This window comes from Halalkalicoccus paucihalophilus, from assembly GCF_001593955.1.
Classification (GTDB): domain Archaea; phylum Halobacteriota; class Halobacteria; order Halobacteriales; family Halalkalicoccaceae; genus Halalkalicoccus; species Halalkalicoccus paucihalophilus.
Map to the genome: position 1 here is coordinate 37,216 of NZ_LTAZ01000001.1, position 24,574 is coordinate 61,789.

Consider the following 24,574-nt stretch of genomic DNA (forward strand, 5'->3'; position numbering starts at 1 on the left):
GTCGCCGCGATCGTCGGTTTCGGCCGTAAAGGATGTTCGCGAATAGACGACTACTGTTAGTGGTCGACGACATCCGCCCCAGAACTGGTAGCCGGCGGAGGGAATCTTTTTGACGGGGAAGACCAATATCGTGAACGAACATGACGAACCTTGTCACGGAGGTAGGGGCGGTAGCCGAGCAGACGCCCGATGGGACGGCGATCGGCTACGAGGGCCGGGAGATCTCCTACGGGGAGTTCTGGGCACGGACTGGGGGCTTTGCGGCCGCCCTCGACGAACGGGGGATCGGGGCCGACGACCGGGTCGGGGTGTACCTGCCGAACCTCCCGCAGTTCCCCGTCGCCTTCCACGGTATCCTGAGAGCGGGCGGCGTGGTCGTCCCGATGAACCCCCAGTACAAGGCCCGCGAGATCGGCCACCTGCTCGCCGACAGCGGGGCGAAGGCGGTCGTCACGCTGTCGGATCTCGTCCCGTTCGTCGAGGAAGTCCGCGAGGAAACCGACGTCGAGACGGTCGTCTCCGTTGGAGGGGGAGCCGAGGGCGCGATTCCCTTCGGGGAGTTCCTCGCCGACGAAGAGTTCGATGTGGCCCAGCGGGCGGACGACGACGACGCGGTCCAACCCTACACCTCGGGGACGACGGGCCAGCCGAAAGGCGTCCAGCTGACCCACGAGAACCTCGCGACCAACGCCGAGGCGTCGGTAGCGGTCATCCCCGACGGGATCCGCGCGGACGACACGATGCTCGGCGTCCTCCCGTTGTTCCACATCTACGGGATGACGGTGACGATGAACGCGACGCTCTTTGCCGGTGGCGCGTACTACCCGCGCCCGTCGTGGGACGCGGGGGAGGCGACCTCGCTGATCGAGGAGGAGGAACTCACCCTGATGCACGGCGTGCCCGCGATGTACAACGACGTCATCAACCAGCCGGACGCCGAGGAGTTCGATCTCTCCTCGCTCCGTCTCGCTGGCGTCGGCGGCGCGGGCATCCCGATCGAAGTCCTCCGGAGGTTCGAGGAGCTCTACGACGTGACCGTCTGTGAGGGCTACGGGCTGACCGAGACCTCGCCGGTGACACACTTCAACAGCCCGAACGACCGTCGGGTCGGCTCGATCGGCAAGAGCCTGCCGGGGATCGACTCGCGGGTCGTCACCGAGGACTTTGCGGACGTACCGCCGGTCGAGCGCGGTCCCGTCGACGAGGAGGCAGTCGACCTCAACGAGATCACCGGCGAACTCGTCATCGCCGGGCCGAACGTGATGAAGGGGTATTACGGCCTGCCCGAGGCCAACGAGGAGGCCTTCACCGAGGAGGGTGGTAGAAAGTGGTTCCACACCGGCGATATCGGCTATCACGACGAGGACGGCTTTTACTACGTCGTGGATCGCGAAAAGCACATGATCGTCACCGCGGGCTACAACGTCTACCCGCGCGAGGTCGAGGAGTTGCTGTTCGAACACGAGGCCGTGGCGGACGCCGCCGTCGTCGGGATCCCCGACGAGCGCCGCGGCGAGACGATCAAAGCATACGTGGTACCGACGTCCGACGCCGACGTGAGCGAGGACGACATCAAGGAGTACTGCCTATCGAGCCTCGCGGAGTACAAACACCCGCGCGAAGTCGAGTTCGTCGAGGAACTGCCCCGCACCACGACCGGCAAGGTCCAGAAGTTCAAACTCGAAGAGCGGGAAGTCGAGGCCGAGTGAATCAGGAAAGAGAAATCAGCGTTTCGAGGTTCGGTTTCGAGGTGAGGACGTACTGTTTTCCGTCGCGTTCGACCGCACCGGCGCGTTCGAGGTGATCGAGGTGGGCGTAGGCCTCGCCGGGACCGTGCATGACGTGGATCCCCTCCAGACCGCCGAACAGTTCGGCACTCACCGTCCAGGCGTCGGCGGGACCGTCTTCGAGCACCGCCAACACGCGTTCGGTGCGCTCGCGGTGGTGGGACACGATGTAGCGTGCGCGCTCGGTCGGCTCCTCGATGGCGTCGCGGTGGCCCGGCCAGACCCGCTCGAAGTCGCGCTCGATCAGGGTCCGAAGCGAGTCGAGGTATCTTTCGAGGGGTGCCTCGACCCGGACGTCCGCGCCGCCGACGTTCGGGGTGTAAACAGGGAGGATCGTATCGCCGACGAACGCTTCGCTCCCCTCGAAGACGAAACAACAGAGTCCGGCGGCGTGGCCCGGCGTGTGCAGCACTTCGAGGACCATCTCGCCGGTCTCGATCCGGTCGCCGCCCTCGATTGCGGTGACCTCGGCGGGCTCGCCCATGATCTCCTGATGGCTATCGAGGAAGGCGAGCAGTTCCTCGCGCTCGGCATCGGGAATTCCCCACTCGACGAACAGCTCACGGCGCCGCTCGTCGAGATCGGCGAGTGCCTCGGCACGCTGTTCGATCAGTGGGGCGTCGGCGGCGTGGGCGTAGACGGTCGCCCCGCCCGCCCGCTGGATCTCGCCGGCGAGGCCGGCGTGATCGGGGTGAAAGTGCGTGAGGACGACCTGCTCGATGTCGGAGAACTCGTAGCCGTACTCGGCGAGCCCCTCGCGGAGCTGCGTTCGGGTTCGGTCGGTCGCGATCCCGGTATCGAGAAGCGTCAGGGGCTCGCCCTCCATGAGATAGACCGTGTTGCGTCCCTCGAACTCCTCGTTGCCGAGCGCGATCGCGTGCATACCCCTTCCACGACCGCACCGGTATTAAACGGGGGCGTTCCGACCGGCCTATTGGTTAACGAATTTCGGTATAGTGGCAAAGATATTTTACAGTGGAATCCGACTCGCCGGTATGGCATTCACCCTGTCCCAGGAACACCGGGCGATCCGCGATGCGGTCCGGGAGTTCGGCGAGAACGAGATCGCGCCGGTCGCACGCGAACACGACGAACGAAAGGAGTACCCTCACGACCTGATCGAGGAGGCCGCCCGCTACGACCTGGTCGCGCCCAACATACCCGAAAAATACGGCGGACCGGGGATGGACACCCTTTCGAGTACGATCGTCACCGAGGAACTCTGGCGTGCGGATCCGGGCATCGGGAGCGCGATCGGCTCGCGGGGCTTCGGCTCGAACATGATCCTCGAGTTCGGCGACGAGTGGATGAAAGACGAGTGGCTCACCCGGATCGCGAGCGGTGACTCCGCGTGTGCGAGCGCTATCTCCGAGCCCGCCCACGGGAGCAACGTCGCGGGGATGGAGACGCGTGCACAGCAGGACGGCGACGAGTGGGTGATCAATGGCAACAAGATGTGGATCACCAACGGCACGGTCGCGGACGTCGCGGTCGTGATGGCGAAAACAGATCCCGACGCCGGCAAACGCGGGATCACCGCCTTCCTCGTGCCCACCGATACTGATGGGTTCAGCGCCGAGAAGATCGACAACAAGCTCGGGATCCGCGCCTCGGATCTCGCCGAACTGATCCTCGACGAGGTGCGGGTCCCCGAGGAGAACGTCATCGGGGAGGTCGACGAGGGCTTTTACCAGTTGATGAACTTCTTCAGTTCCGGGCGGGTCAGCGTCGCTTCCCAAGCGGTGGGTGCGGCACAGGGCGCACTCGACGCCGCACTCGAGTACGCGGGCGAACGCGAACAGTTCGATCAGAAGATCGCGGAGTTCCAGGCGATCCAGCACAAGCTCGCGGAGATGGCCACGAACGTCGAGGCCGCCCGGTCGCTGACCTACCGTGCGGCGAGCGAGGTCACCGACGGCGACCAGCGCACGGCCATGAAGTTCGCGAGCATGGCGAAACTGTTCGCGAGCGAGCACGCCGTCGACGTGGCCGACGAGTCGATCCAGGTCCACGGCGGGGCGGGCTACGTCACCGACCACGCCGCCGAGCGCTACTATCGGGACGCCCGGATCACCAAGATCTACGAGGGGACCAGCGAGATCCAGAAGAACATCATCGCCGACCAGTTGTTATAACCGAAAGGACCAGTATTCGAGGCGAGAGATCCACGATCATGCCCGAAAACCCGCCCGATTGGGAGTTCAAGGAACGCGACATCGTCATCCTCAGAGAGCTGTCGTCGAACCCACAGATATCCTCGCGAAAGCTCACCGAAATCCTCGATGAAGAGTACGACATCGACGTCTCGCACGTGACCGTCAGCGAGTCGATCCGAAAGATGCGCCAGCAGGGCGTCTTTCGCGAGGCGATCGTCCCCAACGAGGAGTACTTCATCTTCGGCCTCTTCGAGTTCCGGTTCAACACCGAGAACTTCGCGGAAGGCTGGCGCGACGCCATGGAGTACATCCGCGACGACCAGCACACCCTCTTCTATTTCCTTTCGGACGGCGAGTACCAGTGGAAGTCGGTAATGATGTTCCCCGACCGGCGCTCCGAATCACAGTGGATCCACGAGTTCTACAAGGCCCACGGCGCGGTCATCGACAACATCAGGAATTCGGTGATCCACAACGTCCTGAAGTTCCGGACCGACCCCGAACTCCTGAACGACCTCTCGGAGACGGGCGAGTAGGGTCGGTTCGGAGCGAGCGTTCTACTCGACGAGCGACAGGAGTTCACACGACAGCACCGTTTCGCCCTCCCCGTTCGAAACCGTCGTCCCGTAGCGGACGGTCCCGCTCGCGGTCGGATGGTCGCGGGGCTCCTTCTCTGTGACTTCGCTTCTCACGGAGATCGTCTCGCCGACGAACACGGGAGACACGAAGCGCAATCGGTCGATTCCGTAGAACGCGACGACGTGGGAGGGGCTCTCGCGGGCCTGCCAGAGCAGTCCCGTCGCGATCGAGAAGACGAGCGCGCCATGGGCGATGCGCTCGCCGAAGCTCGAGTCACGCATTCGCTCAGCGTCCGTATGGAGATGATTGAAGTCGCCGCTCACCCCGGCGAAGTTCGCGAGATCGGCCTCGGTGACCGTCCGGCCGGCAGTCTCGATGACGTCGCCGACCTCGATCTCGGCAAACCGGGTCATGACTCGCGGAACAGCCGGTAGGTGGTTCGTCCGACGGCGACGGTTTCGGTGTCGCTCTCGACGGTCACGTCGGTGACGCCCGTCGTCCCGCCCGCCCGGAGCACCTCGGCATCGACCGTTAGTGCCCCCGTCGCCGGGCGCAGATAGGACACGTCGAGGTCGGTCGTCACGAGGCGGGCGTCGGCAGGCTTTTCGAAGGTGGTTCGGAGGGCGAAGCCGCTCGCGGTGTCGATCAGCGTCGCGGCGATCCCGCCGTGGACCGACCTGCCGGGACCGGGGTTGCGCAGTTCCTCCGTCTCGGGAACGCTCATTCGAACGCGCCCTTCCTCGATCAAGTCGAGACACAGACCGAGCCACGAGAGATAGCCGTGCTCGTCGATGAACGACTGCAATCCGGCGGTGTCGAGGTCGCTCGACACGTCACTCGCCCCGGAACTCCGGTTCGCGGTCCTCACTGAAGGCGGCGGTACCCTCGGCGACGTCCTCCGTTCCCAAGAGCAGGCCAAAGGCCTGTGACTCCATTTCGAGGCCCGTCTCGAAGTCCGCGTCGCGCCCCCGGTTCATCACCCGTTTCGCCTTCCGCAGGGCGATCGGCGGACCGCTCGTGAGATCCGAGACGAACTCCTCGACTATCTCCTCGAAATCGCTCTCCGAAACGGCGCGATTGATCAGCCCCCACTCTGCTGCGCGCTCGGCGCCGATGTGGTCGCCCCGGAAGATCAGTTCCTTCGCGCGGGCGTCCGGAAGCATTCTGATGGCGCGCTGGGTGCCGCCGCCGCCCGGAATCAGCCCGAGATCGATCTCGGGAAAGCCGAAGTTCGAGCCCTCCGTAGCGATCCGCAGATCACAGGCCAGCGCGAGTTCGAATCCACCACCCAAACAGTAGCCGTCGATCTTCGCGAGCGTGGGTCGGGGGAACTCGGCGACGTGCTTGTGGACCGGCGTGACCTCCTTTTCGTGGGGTTCGATACCCGCAAAGCCGGTGATGTCCGCCCCGGCACAGAACGCCCGGTCGCCAGCCCCCTCGAAGGTGACCGCCCGAACCTCGTCGAGGTCGGCGTCGTCGAGCGCGTGGACGATCTCGCCGGCCATCTCCTGACTGAGGGCGTTGAGTCGCTCGGGCCGGTCGAGGGTGATCTCGAGTAGACCCTCCTCGAGTGTCGTCTCGATGGTCGCGTACTCGCGCTCGTCGCCATATTCGTAAAACCCCGCGCCCGCCGCCTTCCCGGTCCGACCCGATTCGACCAGTTCTCGCAGGTGGTCGGCGGGTTCGTAGCGCTGTGCGCCGGACTCCTCGTGCAGGCTCTCGAGTTTTTCGAGTACTCGATCCAGCCCGAGGTCGTCGGCCCGCCGGCAGGGCCCTTCGGGGAAGCCCGCGCCGAGTCTGAGCCCGGTGTCGATCGCCTCGGGGGTCGCGACGTCGTTTCCGATCAGTTTGGCAGCCTCGTTGATCATCCTCGCCTCGATCCGGAGCGTATCGACACTCTCGCCCTGACCGCGTTCGTAGTCCGCACCCTCGCCGGATTCGTAGTCGTAGTAGCCTTTCCCGGTTTTCCGACCGAGTTCCTCGGCCTCGATCTTCTCCTCCACAATGGGTGGAACCTCCTTGCCCGCCTCCTTACGGACGTGATAGCCGACATCGATCCCGGTCAGGTCTCCGAGTTCGAACGGCCCCATCGGGTAGCCCCTCTGAAAGACCATGGCAGCATCGACCTCGCGGATCTCGTAGAGCCCCTCCGAGACCATCCACCCGGCCTCGTCGCCGAAGGGTCCCAACACGCTGTTGACGACGAAGCCGTTGACGTCCTTGCGGACGTAGATCGGGGTCTTGCCGAGCGACTCGACGAACGCATGGCAGGTCTCCGCGGTCTCGTCGCTCGTCCCAGCCCCGTAAATGACCTCAACGAGGTCCATCTTGACGGGCGGATTGAAGAAGTGGGTCCCACAGACCCGTTCTGGGTGCGCGGTCGCGCTCGCGATCTCGGTGATCGACAGCGAGGAGGTGTTCGTCGCGAGGATCGCGTCGTCGGTATACTCGTCGAGCTCCGCGAAGATATCGCGTTTGAGCGCCATGCGCTCGGGTGCGGCCTCGATAATCAGATCGGCCCCGACGACGGCGGCTTCGAGATCGACTTCGAGATCGATCCGCGAAAGCACCGCCTCGGGTGGCTCCTCGAGGTGCCCCTTCTCGGCGAGCTTTTCGAGGCTCCACTCGATCGAGCCGTAGCCGTCGTCGACGAGCTCCCGCTTGATGTCGCGCATCGTCACGTCGTAGCCCGCGAGAGCGATCACCTCCGTGATCCCGTGGCCCATGTTCCCCGCACCGAGCACCGTCACGCGCTCTATCTCCTCGACGGTCATGGTCCCGGATCCGGCGACCATCGCCTTAACTCCACCGGCAGTGGTTATCGACGTTATAGTAATCAGCGAGTTTAGATACCACCGGTGTTTGTAAATCCGTATTTAGTAGTATTTGGTAATCATGCCAACGACTGGATTGATTGCAGCACTGTCGCGCGAGGCCGTTGAGCCGGACATAATGAGGGATATTTGATAAATATAATAATTTTTATTACTGTAATTAAATAAGTACGTCCAATGGTTCGTTCCGTGTCGGTCGTCTCGGGAAGGGGTGTCATTGCACTCGTTGGGGGCATCTACGTCGTGCTCGCCGTCGGATTGGTGTACGGGCAGTCTGCCACGAATCCGCCCGTGAGGGCGACACCGATGGAGGTCGCCCTGCTGGTCGTGCCGGGGATCGTCCTCCTCTATGGCGGATACCGGCTTTCTGGGACGGAGATCCACCCCGAGTTCTACTCGACTATCGCGCGCTGGTGTCTCGGCGGGTTCGGGCTAATGGTCGCCATCCTCGCGCTCTATCACCTCCAGCCGGACACCAGCGTCTCCACCTCAAATTCGATCGCCCCCGTTCTCACGGCGCTCAGCAGCGTCGCCGGCTACGGGATCGGCCTCCACAGCGCACGAACCAAGGAGCTACAGCGAACCCGAGAGCGCCTCGACACCACCGTAGAGCGGCTCCGGACGTCGAACCAGCGCCTCGAACAGTTCGCCTACGCGGCCTCCCACGACCTCCAGGAGCCCTTGCGGATGGTCTCGAGTTATCTACGATTCCTCGAACGCCGGTGTGGCGACGACCTCGACGAGGAGGGCAGGGAGTTCCTCGAGATCGCCGTCGACGGCGCCGACCGAATGCTCGAGATGGTGGACGGGCTGCTCAGATACTCGCGGGTCGCAGCGAGCGACGAGCGCTTCGAGCCGGTCGATCTGAACGCGATACTCGAGGACGTCCGGACCGACCTCCGGATGAGGATCGAGGAGGAGAACGCGGAGATCACGGCCGAGTCGCTCCCTACCGTCGCGGGCCACGGAGACCAGCTGTATCAGGTGTTTCAGAACCTGCTGTCGAACGCCATCGACTACAGCGGCGAGGGAGCGCCCCGAATCCACGTGTCGGCCGAGCGAGCCGGCCCGATGTGGGCCGTAACCGTCCGCGACGACGGGATCGGCATCGACCCCATGGATATCGACTCGGTTTTCGAGCTGTTCCAGCGGGTTCCCACCGACGAGGACCACGCGGGTTCGGGGATCGGGCTCGCGCTCTGCGAGCAGATCGTCGAGCGCCACGGCGGCGAGATCCGAGTGGACTCCGAACCCGGTGAGGGGTCGGCGTTCTCGTTTACGTTGCCGGCCATCGAGGGAGGTGAAGGCGATGACTGACCGCGAGTTCGACCCGGTGGACATCCTGCTCGTCGAGGACAACCCCGGCGACGTCAAACTCACACAGGAGGCGTTCAAGGAGGGAGGGATCGCGAACACGTTCCACGTCGTCACCGACGGGGTCGAGGCGCTCGATTTCCTCTTTCAGCGCGAGGAGTACGCCGACGCCCCCCGACCCGACTTCGTCTTACTCGACCTCAACCTTCCACGCAAGAGCGGCGACGAGGTACTCGAGGAGCTGCGCGCCGATCCGGACTGCAAGGACCTCCCGGTCATAATCCTCACCGGGTCGAGCGCACAGGAGGACGTGGTGCGCTCGTACGAACTCGCCGCGAACGCCTATCTGACGAAGCCGGTCGACCCGGGCGAGTTCATCGAGACGATTCTCGCGACGGAGCGCTACTGGCTATCGGTCGTCCGGCTCCCTACGGATACCGATCTCGGCTGAGAACTCAGACCTCGGGGCTCTCCTCGACGCGCGGGACACCTCCTGCAGTAATCGTCTCGCCGACGACGTAGGAGGAGGCGGGACTCGCGAGGAACTGCGCGATGTCGGCGATCTCCTCGGAGAGGCCGATCCGGCGCTCGACGTCTCCTCGATCTATGTTCTCCGCCGAGACCCCCATCTGGCTCTCGACGCCGGGCGTCGCGACGAAGCCCGGCGCGATGCAGTTGACGCGGACGCCCTCGCCGGCCCATTCCGCCGAAAGGGTCGTCGTGAGGTTGATGATCCCCGCTTTCGCTGCCCCGTAGTGACTCATGTACGGCGAGCCACGTTGGCCCGCCACCGACGCGAGGTTGATCACCGTTCCGCCGCCGTCTTTCAAGTGCTCGCCGGCGGCCTGCGTACAGTGGTAGGTCCCGTGAAGGTTGATGTCCACGATGGTTTGCCACCCGTTCTCGCTGATGTCGTCGAACCCGGCCATGAAGCTCGCGCCCGCGTTGTTGACGAGACAGTCGATTCCGCCGAACTCCTCGACGGTGGCCTCCACCAGCGCCTCGACGGCCCCGCGGTCGGTGACGTCGCATTTGACGGCCAGCGCATTGCCGCCCGACTCTTCGATTTTCTCGGCGACCGGGTCGACGTTGTCCTGCTCGCGCGAGCAGACGACCACGCTCGCGCCGCCCTCGGCGAAGCGCTCGGCGATCGCCCGACCGATCCCGCTCGACGCCCCCGTGACGATCGCTACCTGCCTCTCGACTCCGAACCGCCCGCTCATCGTCCTGCCTCCGGTCGAACTGTTGTTACCATTGGTAGTACGATAGTCGTGTCTCTATCCACTGTTAATAAGCGTTCGTCCCGATCAGACGATCTACTCCTCGAAGCGGGTGATCGGCTCGGTCTCGCGCTCGTCGATCTCCGAGAACGCTTCGCGGGCGATCACGCGCTTGTGGACCTCGTCGGCCCCGTCGACCAGCCGGAACTGGCGGACGTTCTCGTAGAAGTCGGCGATTGGGAGGTCCTTCCCGATGCCGTTGGCCCCGCACAGTTGGAGACAGTCATCGATGACGTCCTGGACCGTGTTGGCGGCGAATACCTTCGCCATCGAGACGGGGATGCGTGCCTCATTGCCCGAATCGATCTCGCGGGCGGCGTGGCGCACCATCGTCCGCGCGGCGTGGAGGTTAGTCTCCGCCTCGGCGATCGTAAACCGGACCGACTGTTTCTCGCCGAGCGATTCCCCGAAGGCCTCCCGTTCGCTGACGTAGGCTTTTGCCACGTCGAGTGCGCGTTCCGCCATTCCCGAGTAGCGCATACAGTGAGTCAGTCGCGCGGGGCCGAGGCGCTGTTGGGCGTGTGAAAAGCCCTCGTTGAGCTCCCCGAGCAGGTTCCTCTCGGGGATCCGAACCCCGTCGTACCGGATCTCGGCGTGGCTCATACCCGTGACCTCGCCGCCCACATGGGGGATGTCCCGGACGACTTCCACTCCCTCGGTGTCGCTCGGGACGAGAAAGAGCGAACAGCCGGCGTAGGGATGCGCCTCCGGGTCCGTACGCGCCATCACGATCAGCACGTCGGCCTCCGATCCCTGCGTCGTCCACCACTTGTGCCCGTCGAGGACCCACTCGTCACCCTCCTTTTCCGCCTCGGTTTCGAGCATCTTCGGGTCCGACCCGCCCCCCTGGATCGGCTCGGTCATCGAGAATCCTGAACGGACTTCTCCGGCGACGAGCGGCTCCAGCCACTCCTCTTTCTGCTCGTCGGTTCCGAACAGTTCGAGGGTGTGCATGTTGCCCTCGTCGGGGGCGTCGACCCTGAGGGCGGCCGGTCCCAGCAGGCTCCGGCCGGCGGCCTCGAAGACGGGTAACATATCGCGGTAGCTCAGGCCCTGTCCCCCGTACTCCTCGGGGAGGTGCGGGGCGTACAGCCCGCGCTCGCGGGCGGCCTCGCGCAGCGTTTCGACCTGCTCCTTCGAGGCGGGACCAGTACCCAAGACCTCCCGTTCGACCGGGATCACTTCTTCCTCCAGAAACTCGCGGGTCCGGCTGGCGAACTCGCGTGCGCGCTGTGTGTCGTCGTACTCCATACGGGGGTATCGGAGATACACTGTAAAAGGATTCCCCCGAGCGAGTGTCAGTTGGTAATCCCGCCCCATAGCTATTCATACGACGGGGGAATACTGACCCCATGACCGACGCAAACGAGACGTACTTCGAGCGCCTCGTCGACGAGGCGACACTCGCGGCGTATCTCGAAAGCGAACTCGGCCCCGTCGAGCGCTACTCGGTGTTCCACCATCAGGAGGGTCACTCCAACGAGACGCTGTTCGTGACGTGGGGCGAGCGGGAGTTGGTGATCCGCCGCCCGCCACCGGGCGAGACGGCAGACACCGCCCACGACGTGCTCCGCGAATACAGGGTGATGGACGCCCTGCAGGGCACCGAGGTCCCGCTTCCCGACACCCTGCTGGCCTGCGAGGACCACGAGGTGATGGGCAGCGATTTCTACGTGATGGAACGGGTCGAAGGCGACGTTCTCAGGGAAAGTGAACCCGAACGGTTCGTCGAGCATCGGGAGACGATCGGTCACGAACTCGTCGATTCGCTCGTCGCTATCCACGAGGTCGACCCACAGGCAGTGGGTCTGGGTGAGTTCGGCCGACCCGCGGGCTACACTGACCGGCAGGTCGAGCGCTGGGGGAAACAGATCGAGTGGGCCACCGAGGTCACGAGCGAGGAGCGGGCGGTCCCCACCCTCAAGCAGGTCGGCGACTGGCTCGAAGCGAATCGCCCCGATTCACACCCCCACACGCTCGTCCACGGCGACTACAAGCTCGATAACGTGATGTTCGCTCCCGGGACGCCGCCGGATCTGGTGGCGGTCTTCGACTGGGAGATGAGTACGCTGGGGGATCCGCTCGCGGATCTGGGCTGGATGCTCTCCTATTGGCGCGACCCGAAGGACCCCGACCCGGCGATTCCGGAACTCACCGCCCGGTTCATGGAGCGCGAGGGATATCCGACCCGTCGAGAACTCGTCGAACGGTACGAGGAACGATCAGGAATCGAGTTCGAGGGCGAGCGGTTCTACCGTGCGCTCGCGGTGTACAAGCTCGCCGCCCTCGGCGAGATGTTCTTCCGGCGGTATCTCGAAGGGAACTCCGACGACCCGATGTACCCGAAGATGCGAGAGCGCGTCCCGGCGCTCGCGGAGCGAGCCGAACGCATCGTCGAGGGCGACGAGCCGCTGTGAGCGAGTCGAACGATACACCCCCGTTTCGGCTTCGATCCTGAATAGTTATTAGGGATGAGTGGGAAGTACGTCCACGGTACCAGTTAACAATGATAATATCTATCGGAGATTTCGCGAACAGCGAACAGGGGGAGTGGGTCGAATGGTGAACGGAACCGACGGCTTCGCTCGACGAGCGTTTCTGGCCACGGCCGGAGCGGGAGCGATGGGGCTTGCGGGCTGTCTCGGTGGCGACGAGCCACGGCCCGTCGACGACGGAGGAAACGGCGGGAACGGCGGCTCCGAGGGGGAGACGACCCTCCGAATGCGAACGGCCACCTCGACCACTGCGGCCTACGCGGCCAATCAGGGGATCGCGGCGGCGATAAACGAGAACACCGACGACCTGTTCGTCGAGGCCCAGACCAGCCCCGGTACCGAGGCCAACATCGGCGCGCTTCAAAGCGGCGAGGCCGAAATGGTCTACATCCAGAACTGGTCGGCCGCCGACATCCAAGAGGGCGTCGAGCCGTTCGACGACCTCGATTTCACGCTCAATCAGGTGTTTCACTACTACGACCTGCCGTGGTTCTTCTGTTCGGGCAACGCGGACCTGAGTTCGCTCGCCGACATCGGCGCCGGAACGACCGTCTCGCCGACCCCCCGAGGGTCCGGAACGGCCGCGGCGCTCGAACACGCGCTGAGCTACGTCACCGACGAGTACGAGCGGGTCAGCGAGGACTACGGCCAGCAGGCCAGCGCGATGAACGAGGGGCGCCTCGACGTGGGAATGGGCACCTACCTGAACTTCGAGATCGTTCCCGGCTGGCTCCAGGAGATGATGGGTACGGTCGACCTCCGGGTGCTGGAGGTACCCGAAGGCGTCGTCGGGGAGTGGCAGGCCGACCAGCGCCTGCTCGCCGAGTCGTTTCCCGGCGAGGAGCTTTCGGATGCTGCCTTCGCCCCCGAGGAGGTCTGGTCCATTACGTTCGCGTACAACTTCGTTTGTCGGAACGACCTCGATTACGACGCCGTCTACGGTTTCCTCGAGACGATGTACGACGAGCGCGACGGGTTGGCGGAGTACCACGCCCTGTTGAGTCGCCTCCAGGACGAGTCGTTCTGGGTTCGGAACGCCTACGAGGGCGTCCCCTTCCATCCGGCGGCCGCGGACTTCTACGAGGAGATCGGCGTCTGGAACGAGGAATTCGAGCGCGGAGAGGGATAACCCGTGTCGACCCGGCGCGTGCCCCGATGGCTGACGCTGCTCAACGCGCTCAGGGCGAGCGTCTACCTGCTCGGCGTGACCTTCACGCTCTACACCATCTACTACGCCTACTCGCTGTTCTTCATCCGAATCCGGTACTCGAACCTCTTCGTCGGCATGGGAATCGCGCTGTTTTACCTCCACACCGCCCTCGAACGGTATCGGGGCCGGGGCGACGACCCCGACGGGCGGGTCCGTGCGCTCCTCGACCGATTCGACCCGCTTCTCGCGCTCGCGCTGGCCGGTCTGGCGCTCTGGTCGACCGCCTACGTCGAACTCGAGTTCCAGCGGCTGTTCTACGACGCGCCCGTGGTGGGCTACACCACCAACGACCTCCTGATCGGCGTGGCGCTGATCGCGCTCGCGGTCGACGCCACCCGCAGGGCGTTCGGCAACGCCATCGCCGGCGTCACGATCGCCGCGATCGTCTACGCCCACTCGCTGGTCGGCCCGAACCTGCCCGGCGTCCTCCGACACACGGGAATGACGTGGGAGCAGATCGCCCGCGACGGCGCGATCGGTCTCACCGGCGTGTACCACGACACGCTGATGGGCATCGGCGCGACGTGGGTCGCGATCTTCATCATGTTCGCGGGGATCGCGAAGGCCTACGGCCTGATGGACTTCGTCCTCGATGCGGGCCGCGAACTCGGGTCGAGCCTCCACACGGGGGTCGTACAGGTCGCCGTGATCGCGAGTATGATCATGGGCTCGATCACGGGGAGTGCGGCGGCCAACACCGCCACGACGGGCAGTTTCACCATCCCGATGCTCAAGGATCAGGGCGTGCGCGACGACTTCGCCGCCGCGATCGAGGCGGTCGCCTCGGCGGGCGGCCAGATGTTACCGCCGGTAATGGGCGTCGCCGCCTTCCTCATGGCCGACATCATCGGCGTCCCGTACGTCGACGTCATCCGGGCGGGGCTGATCCCCGCCGCGCTGTTCTACCTGAGCGTCGGGATCGGCGTCCACTTAGCAGTGCTGAAGTTCGGGTGGACCACCGAGCGCACCGAGGCGTTCGACCCGCGGGTCCTCCTCGAAGGGGCGCACTTCGCGATCCCGCTCGCGGTTTTGCTCTACACGCTCGTGATCCTGCGGTACTCGCCGCTGTCGGCCGGGATGTACACCATCTTCACGCTCGTCGCGGTCGTCGCGCTCAGGAACGCCTACGTGGAGGACCCCACGGTGGACACCGCCGTCGCGACCGCCCGTCGGACCGTGACCGGACTGTATCGCGGCGGCGTCGAGATGGCTCCGCTGGTGGGTGTGCTCGCGGCGATGGGGATCATCATCGAACTGCTGACCCAGACCGGGCTCGCCCAGCGCGTGAGCACGCTCATCGTCGGCCTCGGGAGCGGCAGCCTGCTGGTCGTCCTCCTGCTGGCGATGGTCGCGAGCGTCCTCTTCGGGCTGGGGATGCCCACGCCCGCGGCGTACATCCTCGTCGTGATCCTCGTCGCCCCGGGCGTGATCCAGATGGGCGTCGCCGAGATCACCACCCACATGTTCGTCTTCTATTTCGCGATGCTGTCGGCGATAACCCCACCAGTAGCGATCTCCGTGGCCGTCGGCTCGCGGATCGCGGGCACGAGCTTCCTTCGGTCGTGCCTGCAGGCGCTTCGGATCGGCGCGCCCGGCTTCGTCATCCCCTTCGCGTTCGTCACCAACGGCAGCTTGATCTACTGGTCGTTCCCCGAGACGCTCGTCGCCTTCCCGCTCGTGCTCGCCGGAACGGTCGGGCTGATCGTCGCTACTGTCGGGTACGACGGGACCCGGACCCTCGGAGCGGTTCGTCGGGTCCTCTACACCGCGCTCGCGGTCGGCGCGATGTTCGGCACCGTCGTTCATCCGGCGATCCAGGCCGTGACCGCCATCGCCATCGTCGCCGCGCTCGTGGTCTCGAACGCGAACACCGTCTCGCGACTTCGCACACCGACTAGGAACTGACCATGTACACAGGATCCGACCTCTTCGTCGACGCGCTCGAACAGTACGGCGTTTCTCACGTCTTTGGCAACCCCGGAACGACCGAGCTACCAGTGCTCAAATCGCTCGCGACGAGCGAGATCGAGTATATCCTCGGCCTGCACGAGGACATCGCGGTCGGGATGGCCGGCGGCTACGCCAGTACCCGCCGCTACCACTCCCACGGTAATCCCGACGCCCTCCCGGTGGGCGTCGCGAACCTGCACCTCGCACCCGGATTGGCTCATGGCCTTGGCAACCTGTATGCCGCGAAGGTCGCGGGCGCGCCCGTCGTCGTGACCGCGGGCAACCATTCCACCGACTTCCGCCACGAGGAACCCATTCTCTCGGGCGACCTAGTGGGGATCGCCGAGGAGTTCACGAAATGGAGCGCCGAGGTGCTGGACGTGGCGGCGCTGCCCGCGATGGTCCGCCGGGCCTTCCGGACGGCGCTGACCCCGCCGACCGGCCCCGTGTTTCTGGGCCTACCGCTCGATACCATGATGGCCGAAACGGACGCGGAGCCCGAACGCTTGGGCGAAATCCCGACCGCAGGCGGGGGCGACCCCGCAGGGATCGAACGGGCCGCGGAGCTACTGACGGAGGCGGACGCCCCCACCATGATCGTCGGCGACCACGTCGTCCGCGCGGGCAGCGAGGCGGTCGATGCGGCCGTCAAGCTCGCCGAGACCGCCGGCCTTCGAGTCCACGGCGAGATCCTCTCGTGTGAGGTGAACTTCCCGACGACCCACGACCAGTGGGTGTCGTACGTCCCGCCCGACGAGGAGCTCGCGGCGCGGTCGATGGACACGGACACGCTCGTCTTCGCGGGCTGTTCGACCAACACCACCCTGACGCGCCACGAGAAACCCCTCGTCGATCCCGAGACGACCTGTATCCACCTCGGGCCCGACGCGTGGGAAATCGGCAAACACCAGCCCGCCGACGCCGCCGTACTGGGCGACCCCGGCGAGGTCATGACCGCGCTCGCGGAGCGGATCGACCTCGAAGAGGGGGTACGGGAGGATCGACTCGAACGGGTTTGGGAGACGAAGGCCGCGCTCGCCGATACCCTCGATTCGATCGGGCGCGGGAGCGCCGACGAGGACCCGCGCGCCTCGAAGGCAGAACTGGTCGACCACCTGCGCGAGGCCGCCCCCGACGCCTATCTCGTCGACGAGGGCGTGACCTCGAAGTACGCGCTGTTGACGCGGTGGCCCCTCAAGAGCGAAGGAATGATCTCGAACAAGGGCGGCGGCCTCGGATACGGCCTGCCCGCCGCGGTCGGCGCGGCCATCGCCGAGGGCGAGCGCGAGGATTCGAGGACGGTTCTCGGGTTCGTCGGCGACGGCTCGTACCTGTACTACCCGCACACGCTCTACTCGGCGGCGCGCCACGGCGTCGATCTGACGGTCGTAATCGCCGACAACCGCAACTACCGCATCCTGAAGGACAACACCATCAAGCTCTTCGGGGGAACTGACACGGATCACGACTACGTCGGGATGGACTTCGAGCCGCCGGTGGATCTGGTTGCGAACGCGAAGAGCCACGGTGCGGACGCCGAGTTAGTCGAGAGGCCCGACGAGATCGTTCCAACGGTCGAACGGGCGCTCGGAAGCGAGAGGCCGACCGTGTTGGACGTACTCGTTCACGACTGATCCCTTCAGCGCATCGCCCGCGTCGCCTCGCGCATGATTTCGAGGGCGTCCTCCAACTTCTCGGTACTCGTCGCATACGAGAGTCGGGCGTAGCCCGCCCCGCCGTCGCCGAAGGCCTCGCCGGGAACGACCACCACGCCCCGGTCGATCACTTCGTCGACCCAGCCCTCGGGCACCTTCGGCATGGCGTAGAACGCCCCCTGTGGAGTGGGCACGTCGAGACCCATATCGGTCAGCCCGTCGAGCACGAGGTCCCGCCGTTTCTCGAAAGCGGCGACCATCTCCCTGACCGGTTCTTGAGAACCCGAGAGGGCGGCCTCGGCGGCGTACTGTGCGGGTGCGCTCGCACACGCCTGTGCGTACTGGTGAACCCGGAGCATACGCTCGATTCTCCGGTTGCTTCCGGTGATCCAACCGAGCCGCCAGCCGGTCATCGAGTAGGTCTTCGAGCAGGCGCTCACGACCACGACGTTGTCCGTCTCGGCGAATTCGAGGGGCGAGCGGTGCTCGCCATCGAAGACGATGTGCTCGTAGACCTCGTCGCTGATGCAGAGGACGTCGTTAGCGTCGGCGATCCGGGCGAACTCGCGCATGTCCTCTTCGCTCTGGACCGCACCCGTGGGATTGGCGGGGCTGTTGACGACGAACGCCGCAGTATCGTCGGTGATCGCGTCCTCGACCGTCTCGGGATCGAGCGTGAGGTCCTCGCGGAGTTCGAGGGGTTTCGGTACCCCGTCCGCGATCCGGGTCAAGGCGTCGTACGAGACGAACCCCGGGTCCGGAAAGAGGACCTCCTGGCCGGGATCGACGTGAGCCTCGATCGCTAGATGCAACGCCTCGCTCCCTCCAGCGGTGGCGATGACGTCTTCGGGATCCACGGAAAGGGAGTAATCCCGGTCGTACTTCTCGCTGATCGCCTCGCGTAGCTCGCGAGTACCCTTGTTGGAGGTGTAGGCGTCGACGGCCCCCGACTCGATGGCTTCAACGGCGGCCTCGCGGGCGTGGGTCGGCGTCGGGAAGTCCGGTTGTCCGAGGCCGAGGTTGATCGCCCCCTCCCCGGCGGCCTCGAACACCTCGCGGATGCCGCTGATCGACACCGACTCGACTCGCTTGGAGAACTCCGTCATGGATTGGAGCGCGGCCCGCCCCCGCATAACCCTTGCTACCTACCCCCGGAACTCCTCTCGCAGGTCGTCGATGTGACCGTCCAACACAGAAAGGGCGGCATCGGCGTCCATGTATCCCTGTTCGTACTCCGACAGCACGTAGCCGGCGTCGTCGAGGAACTCCTCGACGCTCTCTTCGAGTTCTTTCACGTTTCCCCTACGCTCCCGAGGGAAATGAACTTAATCCGATCCGCCGGCCGGCGTCGTCGTCTCGGTCCCCGTCGTGTGACCCCTGTCGGGGCCGAGATAGCGTGCCCAGACGACGAGCAGGCTCGGCAGGACGAACACGCTCCCGAGGAAGGCGTAGACGATCGTCAGGCCCGTGATGAGCCCGAACTGCTGGAGCGGCGGCAGGATCGCGAAGACGAGCACGCCGAACCCGCCGACGGTGGTCGCGGCACTCCCCAGAAGCGCCCCACCGGTCCCGCGGACGCTCCGGTCGAGCGCCTCGAAGAGGTCGCGACCGCGCTCACGCTCGATCAGGAACCGCTCGGTCATGTGGATGTTGTACGCCACACCCAGCCCGATGGTGAGACTGGTGATCGTCCCGGTCATGACGTTGAACGGAATCCCGAGGAGGTACATCGTCCCGAGGATCCACGCCACCGAGAAGACGATCGGCAAAAGGGTGACGGCCCCGAGGATCGCGCTGTCGTTGGCCCACCGGTAGGCGAACATGAGGAAGGCAAAGACCACCACGAGGGTGACGAGCATGCTCTCGATAACAGTTTGGAGGAGTTCGTCCTCGACGATTCCGAAGACGATCAACTGGCCCGTCGCGGTCGCTTCCAACCCGTCGCCATCGAGCACGGCGGCGACCCCGCGGGTCTCCTCGGTCGCGAGATCGGTCGCGGCCGAGCCCTGTATCGAGATCACGAGCCGGAATGCCTCGTACTCGCCCGTCTCGGTCCGGTGGATCACGCCGCTTGCGGCCTCCGTGTCGGTCGCGAACAGCGCGTCGTAGACGCCCTCGACGCTCCTGTCGGGCACGCCGTCGGCGTTGGTATCGGCCGCCGTGAAGACTTCCTCGAACGACTCGTCCTCCTCGGCGACCGATTCCATGACCGACAGCGGGCTCCTGACGTCGGCCTCGCCGCTCGAGAGGATCACGACCGAGTCGCTTTCGGCGGCGATCTCCTCGGCCTCGGCGAGGCGCGTAAGCGTGTCGTCCCGGGTGATCTCGCCCTCGACGAGCACCTCGGTCCGGGTGTCCTCGCGTAAGAAGTGCTCGTTGACGTACTCCAAGTCCTCTTTCGAGTCGTACTGGCCGACGGCCAGCGGTTCGGGCAGGTTCTGCATCCAGTCGGGTGGGTCGTCGGCGATGAAGTCCTCCTGCTCGAAGCTGGTGTCGATCCCCGCCGCGCCGTAGGCGCTCCCCGCCGTGAGCAGGAGCACCACGACGATCACGGCCCACGGGGCGCGCCGTGCGACACGCCCGCCCAGCGAGAGGAACTCGCTTGCGGGACCGCCGCCGGTCCCGAACGCCCGTTTCTTCCTGTCGTAGCCACGCGATTCGAGGGCGGCGTCGAGTTCGACCTTCGCCGCGGGGAGTAGCAGGCCGAAGACCAGCAGGGCCGAGACGATGCCGACGGCGCTGGCGATCCCGAACTCCCGGATGGGGCCGACCGGGCTAACGAGGTTCGAGAGGAAGCCGATCACCGCCGTCGCCGTGACCCAGACGAACGCCATCCCGAGCCCCGAGAGGACGACCGTCATCGCCTGTCTCGTCCCCTCATCGCTCTCGGCGCGCTGCTCGCGGTGACGCATGAAGACGTGGATCGCATAATCGATCGAGAGCCCGATCAGGAGGACGGGCACGGCGATCATGATCTGGTTGAACGCGATCCCCGCCCAGCCCATGAACCCGAACGTCCAGAGGAGGACGACGAGGATCCCGGCACCCCCGAGGACGATGTCGAGAGGGTCCCGATAGGCGATCACGAGGACGACGCCGACGAACCCCAGCGCGAGCGGCAGGACGATCCCCAGACTGTCGGTGAGCGAGCGTTCGATCTCGTCGGAGATGATCCCGGAGCCGAAGACGAACCCCGAGGACCCGAAGCGCTCCTCGACGATGTCGGCCATCGCGAGTTGGGAGTCGACCAGCGAGGGCGGTGCCTCGCCCTCGATGACCGTGTCCTCCCCGGTGGTCTGGGTGACGTAGATCGCCCGGGCGTCCGCGCTCGTCGAGCCCGGTTCGTAGTCGGTCGGCAGGAAGACGAAGACCTCGCGCGGGGCGTCCTCGGAGAGCACCGTCTCGAGCACGTCGTCGATCTCCGACTGGCTCATCGACTCCAACTGTGCGATCCGCTCGTCGATGCTCGGGTCGATCCCCGAGATCGCCGCGAAGTCGTCTTCGAGCGCCTCGCTCTCGTCTTCGAGTGCCGTGGCCTCCTCTTCCAGCGCTTCGCCCTCGGCTTCGAGTTCGTCGCCGCGTTGCTCGAGGGCCTCGCGATCGGCCTCAAGGGCATCGCCGCGCTCCTCGAGAGTCGCTTGGCGCTGCTCGAGTTCGGCGGCGTCGGATTCGAGGGCCTCGCCGCGTTCGGCCAAGTCGGAACCCGCCGGGGCGAGCACCTCGTTCTCGATGGCGGCGTAGGCGGCCTCGATTTCCGCTGCGGGCTCGGCACTCCGAGTCTCGTACTCCGCTGCGGTGATCTCGCCCGCCCGATATCGCGCGTCGAGCGCGTTGAGATCGGCCTGCGCGTCGGCCACGTCATCGATCAGCGACGAAAAGGCGGCGTACTCCTCCGCCGGGAGGCGCTCTCGGGCCTCGGTGTCGAGATTCGCGATACCAGCCTCGTACTCGGCCTCAGTGATTTCCCCGGTGTCGGCGGCGATTCGGAGGTCACGGGTCTCGTCCAGTGTCCCCGCCATGAATTCCCCGCGGGCCTCGATGGCCGCTCGATCCTCCTCAAGCGTCGTCCGGCGCTCCTCGAGGTCGGCGGCGTCGGCTTCGAGGTCGGCGGCGTCGGATTCGAGGGCCTCGCCGCGTGCGGCGAGTTCCTCGCCCTCCGATTCGAGTGCCTCACCCTCGGCTTCGAGCCGCTGGCTTCGTTCGTCGAGCGCCTCGCCGCGCGCTTCGAGGTCCTCGGAGCGGTCCTCGAGTTCGTCGGCGCGCTCCCCTCGGATCGCGGCCGTCGCGACGACGTTCGAGAGGTCGCCGAACGGCTCCTCGGCGAGCGTTCCGTCGATCGTCCCGTTCCCGCGGAACTCCCCCTGGAGTTCGAGCGTCGAGAGCAGGGACTCCTTCGACAGCGTATCCTCGCCGCGGACGATCAGTTGGGCGGTCGTGGTGTTCTCGTCGCCGCCGAAGTGCTCGTCGATGTAGGCCTGTTTGTCGGCCGCCTCGCTGTCGGTCTGGAACTGATCCAGCGAGGAGGACTGGGAGATCGCACCGACACCGCTGCCGACCACCAGCGTAACGATCAGAAACACGGCGATGACGATGCGGCTCCGCTCGGTCACGAACTCGATCAGACGGTCGGCTGCGCGCACGCGCTCACCTCACCACGAGACTCTCGGCCCATACTTGTCTATACGATCCTACAAACACAGTACATATACCTATTTCGAGAAGAGCCTGTCGTGTCGTATTGAGGGTAAGACGGGTGATTCAGCCGGATAACGGGCGTTTCGTCTGAATAAGAAATATTACTGATACATTCCAAGGGGTTTCGCCTGCGTGCTTTCGTCGTCGCCGGCCTGTTGCATCTGCTGGGCGAGCTGCTCGCGTTGGTCCTTGATCCGCTCGGCCTGTTCGAGGAGTCGGTCGACATTGACCTCGATTCCCGTGATCGGGGCGATCCCGCCCTGGATGAGCGCTCGAGCGGCCTCCGGGTCGGGGAACTGGGGGTTGCTCTGGGCGATCAGGCCGACGCTGTCGATGTCGGATTCGGTCGCCTGATTGAGCAGCGCGCCGGTCGGCCCGCTGATGAAGCCCGTCTCCCGCGGTGGAACGATCCCCGCCCGGTCGAGATGGACGGACCCGTCGCCGGTCGCGACGCCGTAGACCTCCGGACTCCCCTCCTTCTCGGCCGGTCGGCCGCTGAGGTAAATCGGCGTCACTTCGTGTTCCTCGAACCATCCCGAGATGCAGGCGGCGAACTCCGGCGCGCCCGATCCCGAGACGGGGACCTCGCTCTGGAGGGCAAGCAGGTTCCGCTCGGGATCGGCGTAGAGCCTGACGGGCGGTTTGAGTTCGTCGTCCTCCTCGTGATAGACCCCGATCCGCGGGAGGCCCTCGCAGTAGACGCTCGCGTAGTGGGTCATCGAGAACTCCTCGATCAGGTGATCGGTGGCGATCTTCCCCACCAGCCCCACACCGGGAAGCCCCTCGACGAGGAACGGGCGGTCGAGCGAGACGGACTCCTCTCGAATGCTAATCCGTGCCATGGTCGAGGAACGTGAGCGACGACCATAAACCGACTGCCCGAGCGGACGGCCCGCACGGTGATCGACCTCGGATCCGATGGTCACCCGACAAACCGTGTACGGACCGTCCGCAGTAGCCAGTAAGCGACGCCGCCGGTCATCGACGCGATAACCGCACAGCCGACGCCGTAGACGATCACCACGGACAGAAACGGGTTGATACCCCACGCCAACAGCGCCGGCTCCCCCGCCGCGAGCGCGAGGCGAACCCCGATCCCGAGGCCGAAGACGGTGGCGAAGACGAATCCGGCGACCCCGCCGGATCCGGCGCCGTGAAACAGGGCGGCCGCGAGGTCGGGACTCGTCGCCCCGACGACGATACCCGCCGCCCCACCGCCCAGTACCCACCCGCTCGGACCGACAGCCATCGCCGCGGCGGTTCCGACAGCCGACCCGACGAGCGCGCCCACACCCACGTTCCGGCCGATCAGCATCATCCCGATTTCAGCGCCGCTCGACAAGTAGTTACTGCCGGTACGAAGCGGTAGACCGCTCGTCAGGCCTCGCTGGCCGGACTTGATCGACGGACCCCACACCGTCGCTGTCGGACCGACGTTCGTCCGGCCGTACCGGGCCCCGCCGTCTCGGAGACGGATCCGGTAGTGGTATACCAAGTGTGGTATTCATGAGTAGGGATAGTGAAGAATAGCGGTAGAAATGACAACCCACATGCATAATTTCGTTGGATTAGTAGGTTATTTAATAATAAAAACGTGGTGAAATGTAGATGACCCAACCGAAATGAACACGAGAACGGTTCCATCGGGGCTCTCCCTCGATACGGTGTTCAGAGTGTTGAGCGAGCGCCGCAAGCGGCACGTACTGTACGCGCTGCGCGGGGCGGAGGGGAACGCGATGACGGTCAAGCAGTTAGCGAGGCGGGTCCGTGAGCTAGAGGGGTCGGGGATGGACGAGAACGCCCTGAAGCGGATCGCCGAGGACCTCCGGGAGCGACACATACCGGAACTCGTCGCGACGGACGCGGTCGAATACGACGAGCGAAGCGAGACCGCCCGCTATCACAGCGTCCCGTCGCTCGAGGAGTGGCTCGAACACGCGGAGTACAAGGAACTCGGCCGAGTGGTTTCGTAGCGAATCCCACGAGCGTCCGGGGTGACATCGACCGGGAGCACCCGTCCACAGGCGGAGCCGATGGCAGGAGACACCGAGATACGCCACCCGTGAGCACTCGCTTGCTCGTCCGCTCGCGTGAACCCGACCGGAACGGGTCGAGCGCGAAGCACCTCACCCAAAAGCACCTCGAATACGGCGATGTGGTCCGCTAGCAAGCGCACGGTTGATATACCAACTAACGCATACTTCACTTCGGAGGGGAGATGGTTCAGAGACGATATATCGGAGCGGGAGAGGCCCGTTTCGAGGAGGGGAGGGAATGAGTACGGCCGGGCCGTGGGCGCTTTCGCTCGACGCGATATTCGAACTGTTGTGTCGGCGACGACGGCGATACGCGCTGTACGCGCTCTATCGCAACGGGAACAGCGGGGTTCGGCTCGACGAGTTGGCCTCGCGGATCCGGCGGTTGAGGGTGACGAGTACGAAAGCGATCCCGACGAGATCGGGGCGGTTCTCCGGGACCGGCATCTCCCGAAACTGGTCGAGACGCACGTGGTAGAGTTCGACGAACGAACCGAGACGGTGCGGTATCGCGGCCAGCCCTCGCTCAAGAAGTGGATCGAACACGCCGAGTTCGAGGAGGGAAAACGGCCCGACGAATAGC

General features: G+C 65.3%; 22 protein-coding genes. 11 read left to right on the top strand and 11 right to left on the bottom strand.

Features of this window, described 5'->3' with window-relative positions; genetic code table 11:
- The first annotated feature begins 140 nt into the window (after positions 1 to 140).
- On the top strand, positions 141 to 1,709 hold the full coding sequence (locus tag HAPAU_RS00175; RefSeq protein WP_066378035.1) for a long-chain-fatty-acid--CoA ligase: 1,569 nt from the start codon (positions 141 to 143) through the stop codon (positions 1,707 to 1,709).
- A 1-nt stretch (position 1,710) separates the two neighbouring features.
- On the opposite strand, the gene HAPAU_RS00180 is transcribed toward HAPAU_RS00175, so the two are convergent.
- Entirely contained in the window at positions 1,711 to 2,670 is a 960-nt protein-coding gene (locus tag HAPAU_RS00180; RefSeq protein ID WP_066378036.1) for an MBL fold metallo-hydrolase, read from the bottom strand.
- Positions 2,671 to 2,782: 112 nt separating this feature from the next.
- Between HAPAU_RS00180 and HAPAU_RS00185 the strand changes: the two genes are divergently transcribed.
- Positions 2,783 to 3,922 carry an acyl-CoA dehydrogenase family protein gene (locus tag HAPAU_RS00185; protein ID WP_066378041.1) on the top strand — a complete coding sequence of 380 codons (1,140 nt, stop codon included), beginning with the start codon at positions 2,783 to 2,785 and terminating at the stop codon, positions 3,920 to 3,922.
- A 38-nt stretch (positions 3,923 to 3,960) separates the two neighbouring features.
- A complete protein-coding gene (locus HAPAU_RS00190; protein WP_066378043.1) occupies positions 3,961 to 4,479 on the top strand; it encodes an AsnC family transcriptional regulator in 519 nt (172 codons plus the stop codon).
- 21 nt (positions 4,480 to 4,500) lie between these two features.
- Here HAPAU_RS00190 and HAPAU_RS00195 read toward each other — a convergent pair whose 3' ends face one another.
- Genes HAPAU_RS00195 through HAPAU_RS00205 form a run of 3 tightly spaced genes read right to left on the bottom strand, consistent with a single transcriptional unit; the run spans position 4,501 to position 7,296 of the window.
- A complete protein-coding gene (locus tag HAPAU_RS00195; protein WP_066378044.1) occupies positions 4,501 to 4,935 on the bottom strand; it encodes a MaoC/PaaZ C-terminal domain-containing protein in 435 nt (144 codons plus the stop codon).
- Positions 4,932 to 5,354: a PaaI family thioesterase gene (locus tag HAPAU_RS00200; protein ID WP_066378046.1), complete on the bottom strand. Its 423-nt coding sequence runs from the start codon at positions 5,352 to 5,354 to the stop codon at positions 4,932 to 4,934. The genes HAPAU_RS00195 and HAPAU_RS00200 overlap by 4 nt, the downstream gene beginning before the upstream one ends.
- Position 5,355: 1 nt before the next feature.
- Positions 5,356 to 7,296 (bottom strand): 3-hydroxyacyl-CoA dehydrogenase/enoyl-CoA hydratase family protein, encoded by a 1,941-nt coding sequence (locus tag HAPAU_RS00205; RefSeq protein WP_066379346.1) that lies wholly within the window; start codon positions 7,294 to 7,296, stop codon positions 5,356 to 5,358.
- 237 nt (positions 7,297 to 7,533) lie between these two features.
- Here HAPAU_RS00205 and HAPAU_RS00210 point away from each other — a divergent pair, with 237 nt between their 5' ends.
- The gene (locus tag HAPAU_RS00210; protein ID WP_066378048.1) at positions 7,534 to 8,673 is read left to right on the top strand and encodes an ATP-binding protein; all 1,140 of its coding nucleotides are present in this window, start codon (positions 7,534 to 7,536) and stop codon (positions 8,671 to 8,673) included.
- The gene (locus HAPAU_RS00215; RefSeq protein WP_066378051.1) at positions 8,666 to 9,121 is read left to right on the top strand and encodes a response regulator; all 456 of its coding nucleotides are present in this window, start codon (positions 8,666 to 8,668) and stop codon (positions 9,119 to 9,121) included. The genes HAPAU_RS00210 and HAPAU_RS00215 overlap by 8 nt, the downstream gene beginning before the upstream one ends.
- Before the next feature lie 4 nt (positions 9,122 to 9,125).
- On the opposite strand, the gene HAPAU_RS00220 is transcribed toward HAPAU_RS00215, so the two are convergent.
- Complete coding sequence (locus HAPAU_RS00220) at positions 9,126 to 9,893, bottom strand: SDR family NAD(P)-dependent oxidoreductase (protein WP_066378053.1); 768 nt, start codon at positions 9,891 to 9,893, stop codon at positions 9,126 to 9,128.
- Positions 9,894 to 9,986: 93 nt separating this feature from the next.
- On the bottom strand, positions 9,987 to 11,201 hold the full coding sequence (locus tag HAPAU_RS00225) for an acyl-CoA dehydrogenase family protein (protein WP_066378055.1): 1,215 nt from the start codon (positions 11,199 to 11,201) through the stop codon (positions 9,987 to 9,989).
- Positions 11,202 to 11,302: 101 nt separating this feature from the next.
- Between HAPAU_RS00225 and HAPAU_RS00230 the strand changes: the two genes are divergently transcribed.
- The 4 genes from HAPAU_RS00230 to HAPAU_RS00245 all read left to right on the top strand — a co-directional run bounded on the left by HAPAU_RS00230 (position 11,303) and on the right by HAPAU_RS00245 (position 17,239).
- Positions 11,303 to 12,367, top strand: a complete 1,065-nt coding sequence (locus tag HAPAU_RS00230) for a phosphotransferase family protein (protein WP_066378057.1) — start codon at positions 11,303 to 11,305, stop codon at positions 12,365 to 12,367.
- Between the two features lie 142 nt (positions 12,368 to 12,509).
- The gene (locus HAPAU_RS00235; RefSeq protein WP_066378059.1) at positions 12,510 to 13,574 is read left to right on the top strand and encodes a TAXI family TRAP transporter solute-binding subunit; all 1,065 of its coding nucleotides are present in this window, start codon (positions 12,510 to 12,512) and stop codon (positions 13,572 to 13,574) included.
- A gap of 3 nt (positions 13,575 to 13,577) precedes the next feature.
- Positions 13,578 to 15,560 (top strand): TRAP transporter permease, encoded by a 1,983-nt coding sequence (locus HAPAU_RS00240; RefSeq protein ID WP_066378062.1) that lies wholly within the window; start codon positions 13,578 to 13,580, stop codon positions 15,558 to 15,560.
- 2 nt (positions 15,561 to 15,562) lie between these two features.
- Positions 15,563 to 17,239, top strand: a complete 1,677-nt coding sequence (locus tag HAPAU_RS00245) for a thiamine pyrophosphate-binding protein (RefSeq protein ID WP_066378066.1) — start codon at positions 15,563 to 15,565, stop codon at positions 17,237 to 17,239.
- A 5-nt stretch (positions 17,240 to 17,244) separates the two neighbouring features.
- Here the strand turns inward: HAPAU_RS00245 and HAPAU_RS00250 are convergent, their stop codons facing one another.
- The 5 genes from HAPAU_RS00250 to HAPAU_RS00265 all read right to left on the bottom strand — a co-directional run bounded on the left by HAPAU_RS00250 (position 17,245) and on the right by HAPAU_RS00265 (position 23,450).
- Entirely contained in the window at positions 17,245 to 18,366 is a 1,122-nt protein-coding gene (locus HAPAU_RS00250; protein ID WP_066379348.1) for a pyridoxal phosphate-dependent aminotransferase, read from the bottom strand.
- A gap of 39 nt (positions 18,367 to 18,405) precedes the next feature.
- Positions 18,406 to 18,555 carry a hypothetical protein gene (locus HAPAU_RS21450; RefSeq protein WP_169802597.1) on the bottom strand — a complete coding sequence of 50 codons (150 nt, stop codon included), beginning with the start codon at positions 18,553 to 18,555 and terminating at the stop codon, positions 18,406 to 18,408.
- A gap of 30 nt (positions 18,556 to 18,585) precedes the next feature.
- Entirely contained in the window at positions 18,586 to 21,900 is a 3,315-nt protein-coding gene (locus HAPAU_RS00255) for an MMPL family transporter (protein ID WP_066378072.1), read from the bottom strand.
- 156 nt (positions 21,901 to 22,056) lie between these two features.
- Entirely contained in the window at positions 22,057 to 22,797 is a 741-nt protein-coding gene (locus HAPAU_RS00260) for a proteasome assembly chaperone family protein (RefSeq protein WP_066378074.1), read from the bottom strand.
- Positions 22,798 to 22,877: 80 nt separating this feature from the next.
- Complete coding sequence (locus HAPAU_RS00265; RefSeq protein ID WP_245633999.1) at positions 22,878 to 23,450, bottom strand: hypothetical protein; 573 nt, start codon at positions 23,448 to 23,450, stop codon at positions 22,878 to 22,880.
- A 127-nt stretch (positions 23,451 to 23,577) separates the two neighbouring features.
- Here HAPAU_RS00265 and HAPAU_RS21455 point away from each other — a divergent pair, with 127 nt between their 5' ends.
- The gene (locus HAPAU_RS21455) at positions 23,578 to 23,928 is read left to right on the top strand and encodes a DUF7344 domain-containing protein (protein ID WP_066378083.1); all 351 of its coding nucleotides are present in this window, start codon (positions 23,578 to 23,580) and stop codon (positions 23,926 to 23,928) included.
- Between the two features lie 301 nt (positions 23,929 to 24,229).
- Positions 24,230 to 24,469: a hypothetical protein gene (locus HAPAU_RS00275; protein WP_211263515.1), complete on the top strand. Its 240-nt coding sequence runs from the start codon at positions 24,230 to 24,232 to the stop codon at positions 24,467 to 24,469.
- The last annotated feature ends 105 nt before the right edge of the window (positions 24,470 to 24,574 follow it).

Coding starts and splice junctions, on each gene's coding strand:
- HAPAU_RS00205 (WP_066379346.1), bottom strand. CDS start 7,296: ATGACCGTCGAGGAGATAGAGCGCGTGACGGTGCTCGGTGCGGGGAAC.
- HAPAU_RS00185 (WP_066378041.1), top strand. CDS start 2,783: ATGGCATTCACCCTGTCCCAGGAACACCGGGCGATCCGCGATGCGGTC.
- HAPAU_RS21455 (WP_066378083.1), top strand. CDS start 23,578: ATGAACACGAGAACGGTTCCATCGGGGCTCTCCCTCGATACGGTGTTC.
- HAPAU_RS00260 (WP_066378074.1), bottom strand. CDS start 22,797: ATGGCACGGATTAGCATTCGAGAGGAGTCCGTCTCGCTCGACCGCCCG.
- HAPAU_RS00180 (WP_066378036.1), bottom strand. CDS start 2,670: ATGCACGCGATCGCGCTCGGCAACGAGGAGTTCGAGGGACGCAACACG.
- HAPAU_RS00215 (WP_066378051.1), top strand. CDS start 8,666: ATGACTGACCGCGAGTTCGACCCGGTGGACATCCTGCTCGTCGAGGAC.
- HAPAU_RS00275 (WP_211263515.1), top strand. CDS start 24,230: ATGAGTACGGCCGGGCCGTGGGCGCTTTCGCTCGACGCGATATTCGAA.
- HAPAU_RS00195 (WP_066378044.1), bottom strand. CDS start 4,935: ATGACCCGGTTTGCCGAGATCGAGGTCGGCGACGTCATCGAGACTGCC.
- HAPAU_RS00235 (WP_066378059.1), top strand. CDS start 12,510: ATGGTGAACGGAACCGACGGCTTCGCTCGACGAGCGTTTCTGGCCACG.
- HAPAU_RS00225 (WP_066378055.1), bottom strand. CDS start 11,201: ATGGAGTACGACGACACACAGCGCGCACGCGAGTTCGCCAGCCGGACC.
- HAPAU_RS00220 (WP_066378053.1), bottom strand. CDS start 9,893: ATGAGCGGGCGGTTCGGAGTCGAGAGGCAGGTAGCGATCGTCACGGGG.
- HAPAU_RS00210 (WP_066378048.1), top strand. CDS start 7,534: ATGGTTCGTTCCGTGTCGGTCGTCTCGGGAAGGGGTGTCATTGCACTC.
- HAPAU_RS00230 (WP_066378057.1), top strand. CDS start 11,303: ATGACCGACGCAAACGAGACGTACTTCGAGCGCCTCGTCGACGAGGCG.
- HAPAU_RS00245 (WP_066378066.1), top strand. CDS start 15,563: ATGTACACAGGATCCGACCTCTTCGTCGACGCGCTCGAACAGTACGGC.
- HAPAU_RS00250 (WP_066379348.1), bottom strand. CDS start 18,366: ATGACGGAGTTCTCCAAGCGAGTCGAGTCGGTGTCGATCAGCGGCATC.
- HAPAU_RS00175 (WP_066378035.1), top strand. CDS start 141: ATGACGAACCTTGTCACGGAGGTAGGGGCGGTAGCCGAGCAGACGCCC.
- HAPAU_RS00190 (WP_066378043.1), top strand. CDS start 3,961: ATGCCCGAAAACCCGCCCGATTGGGAGTTCAAGGAACGCGACATCGTC.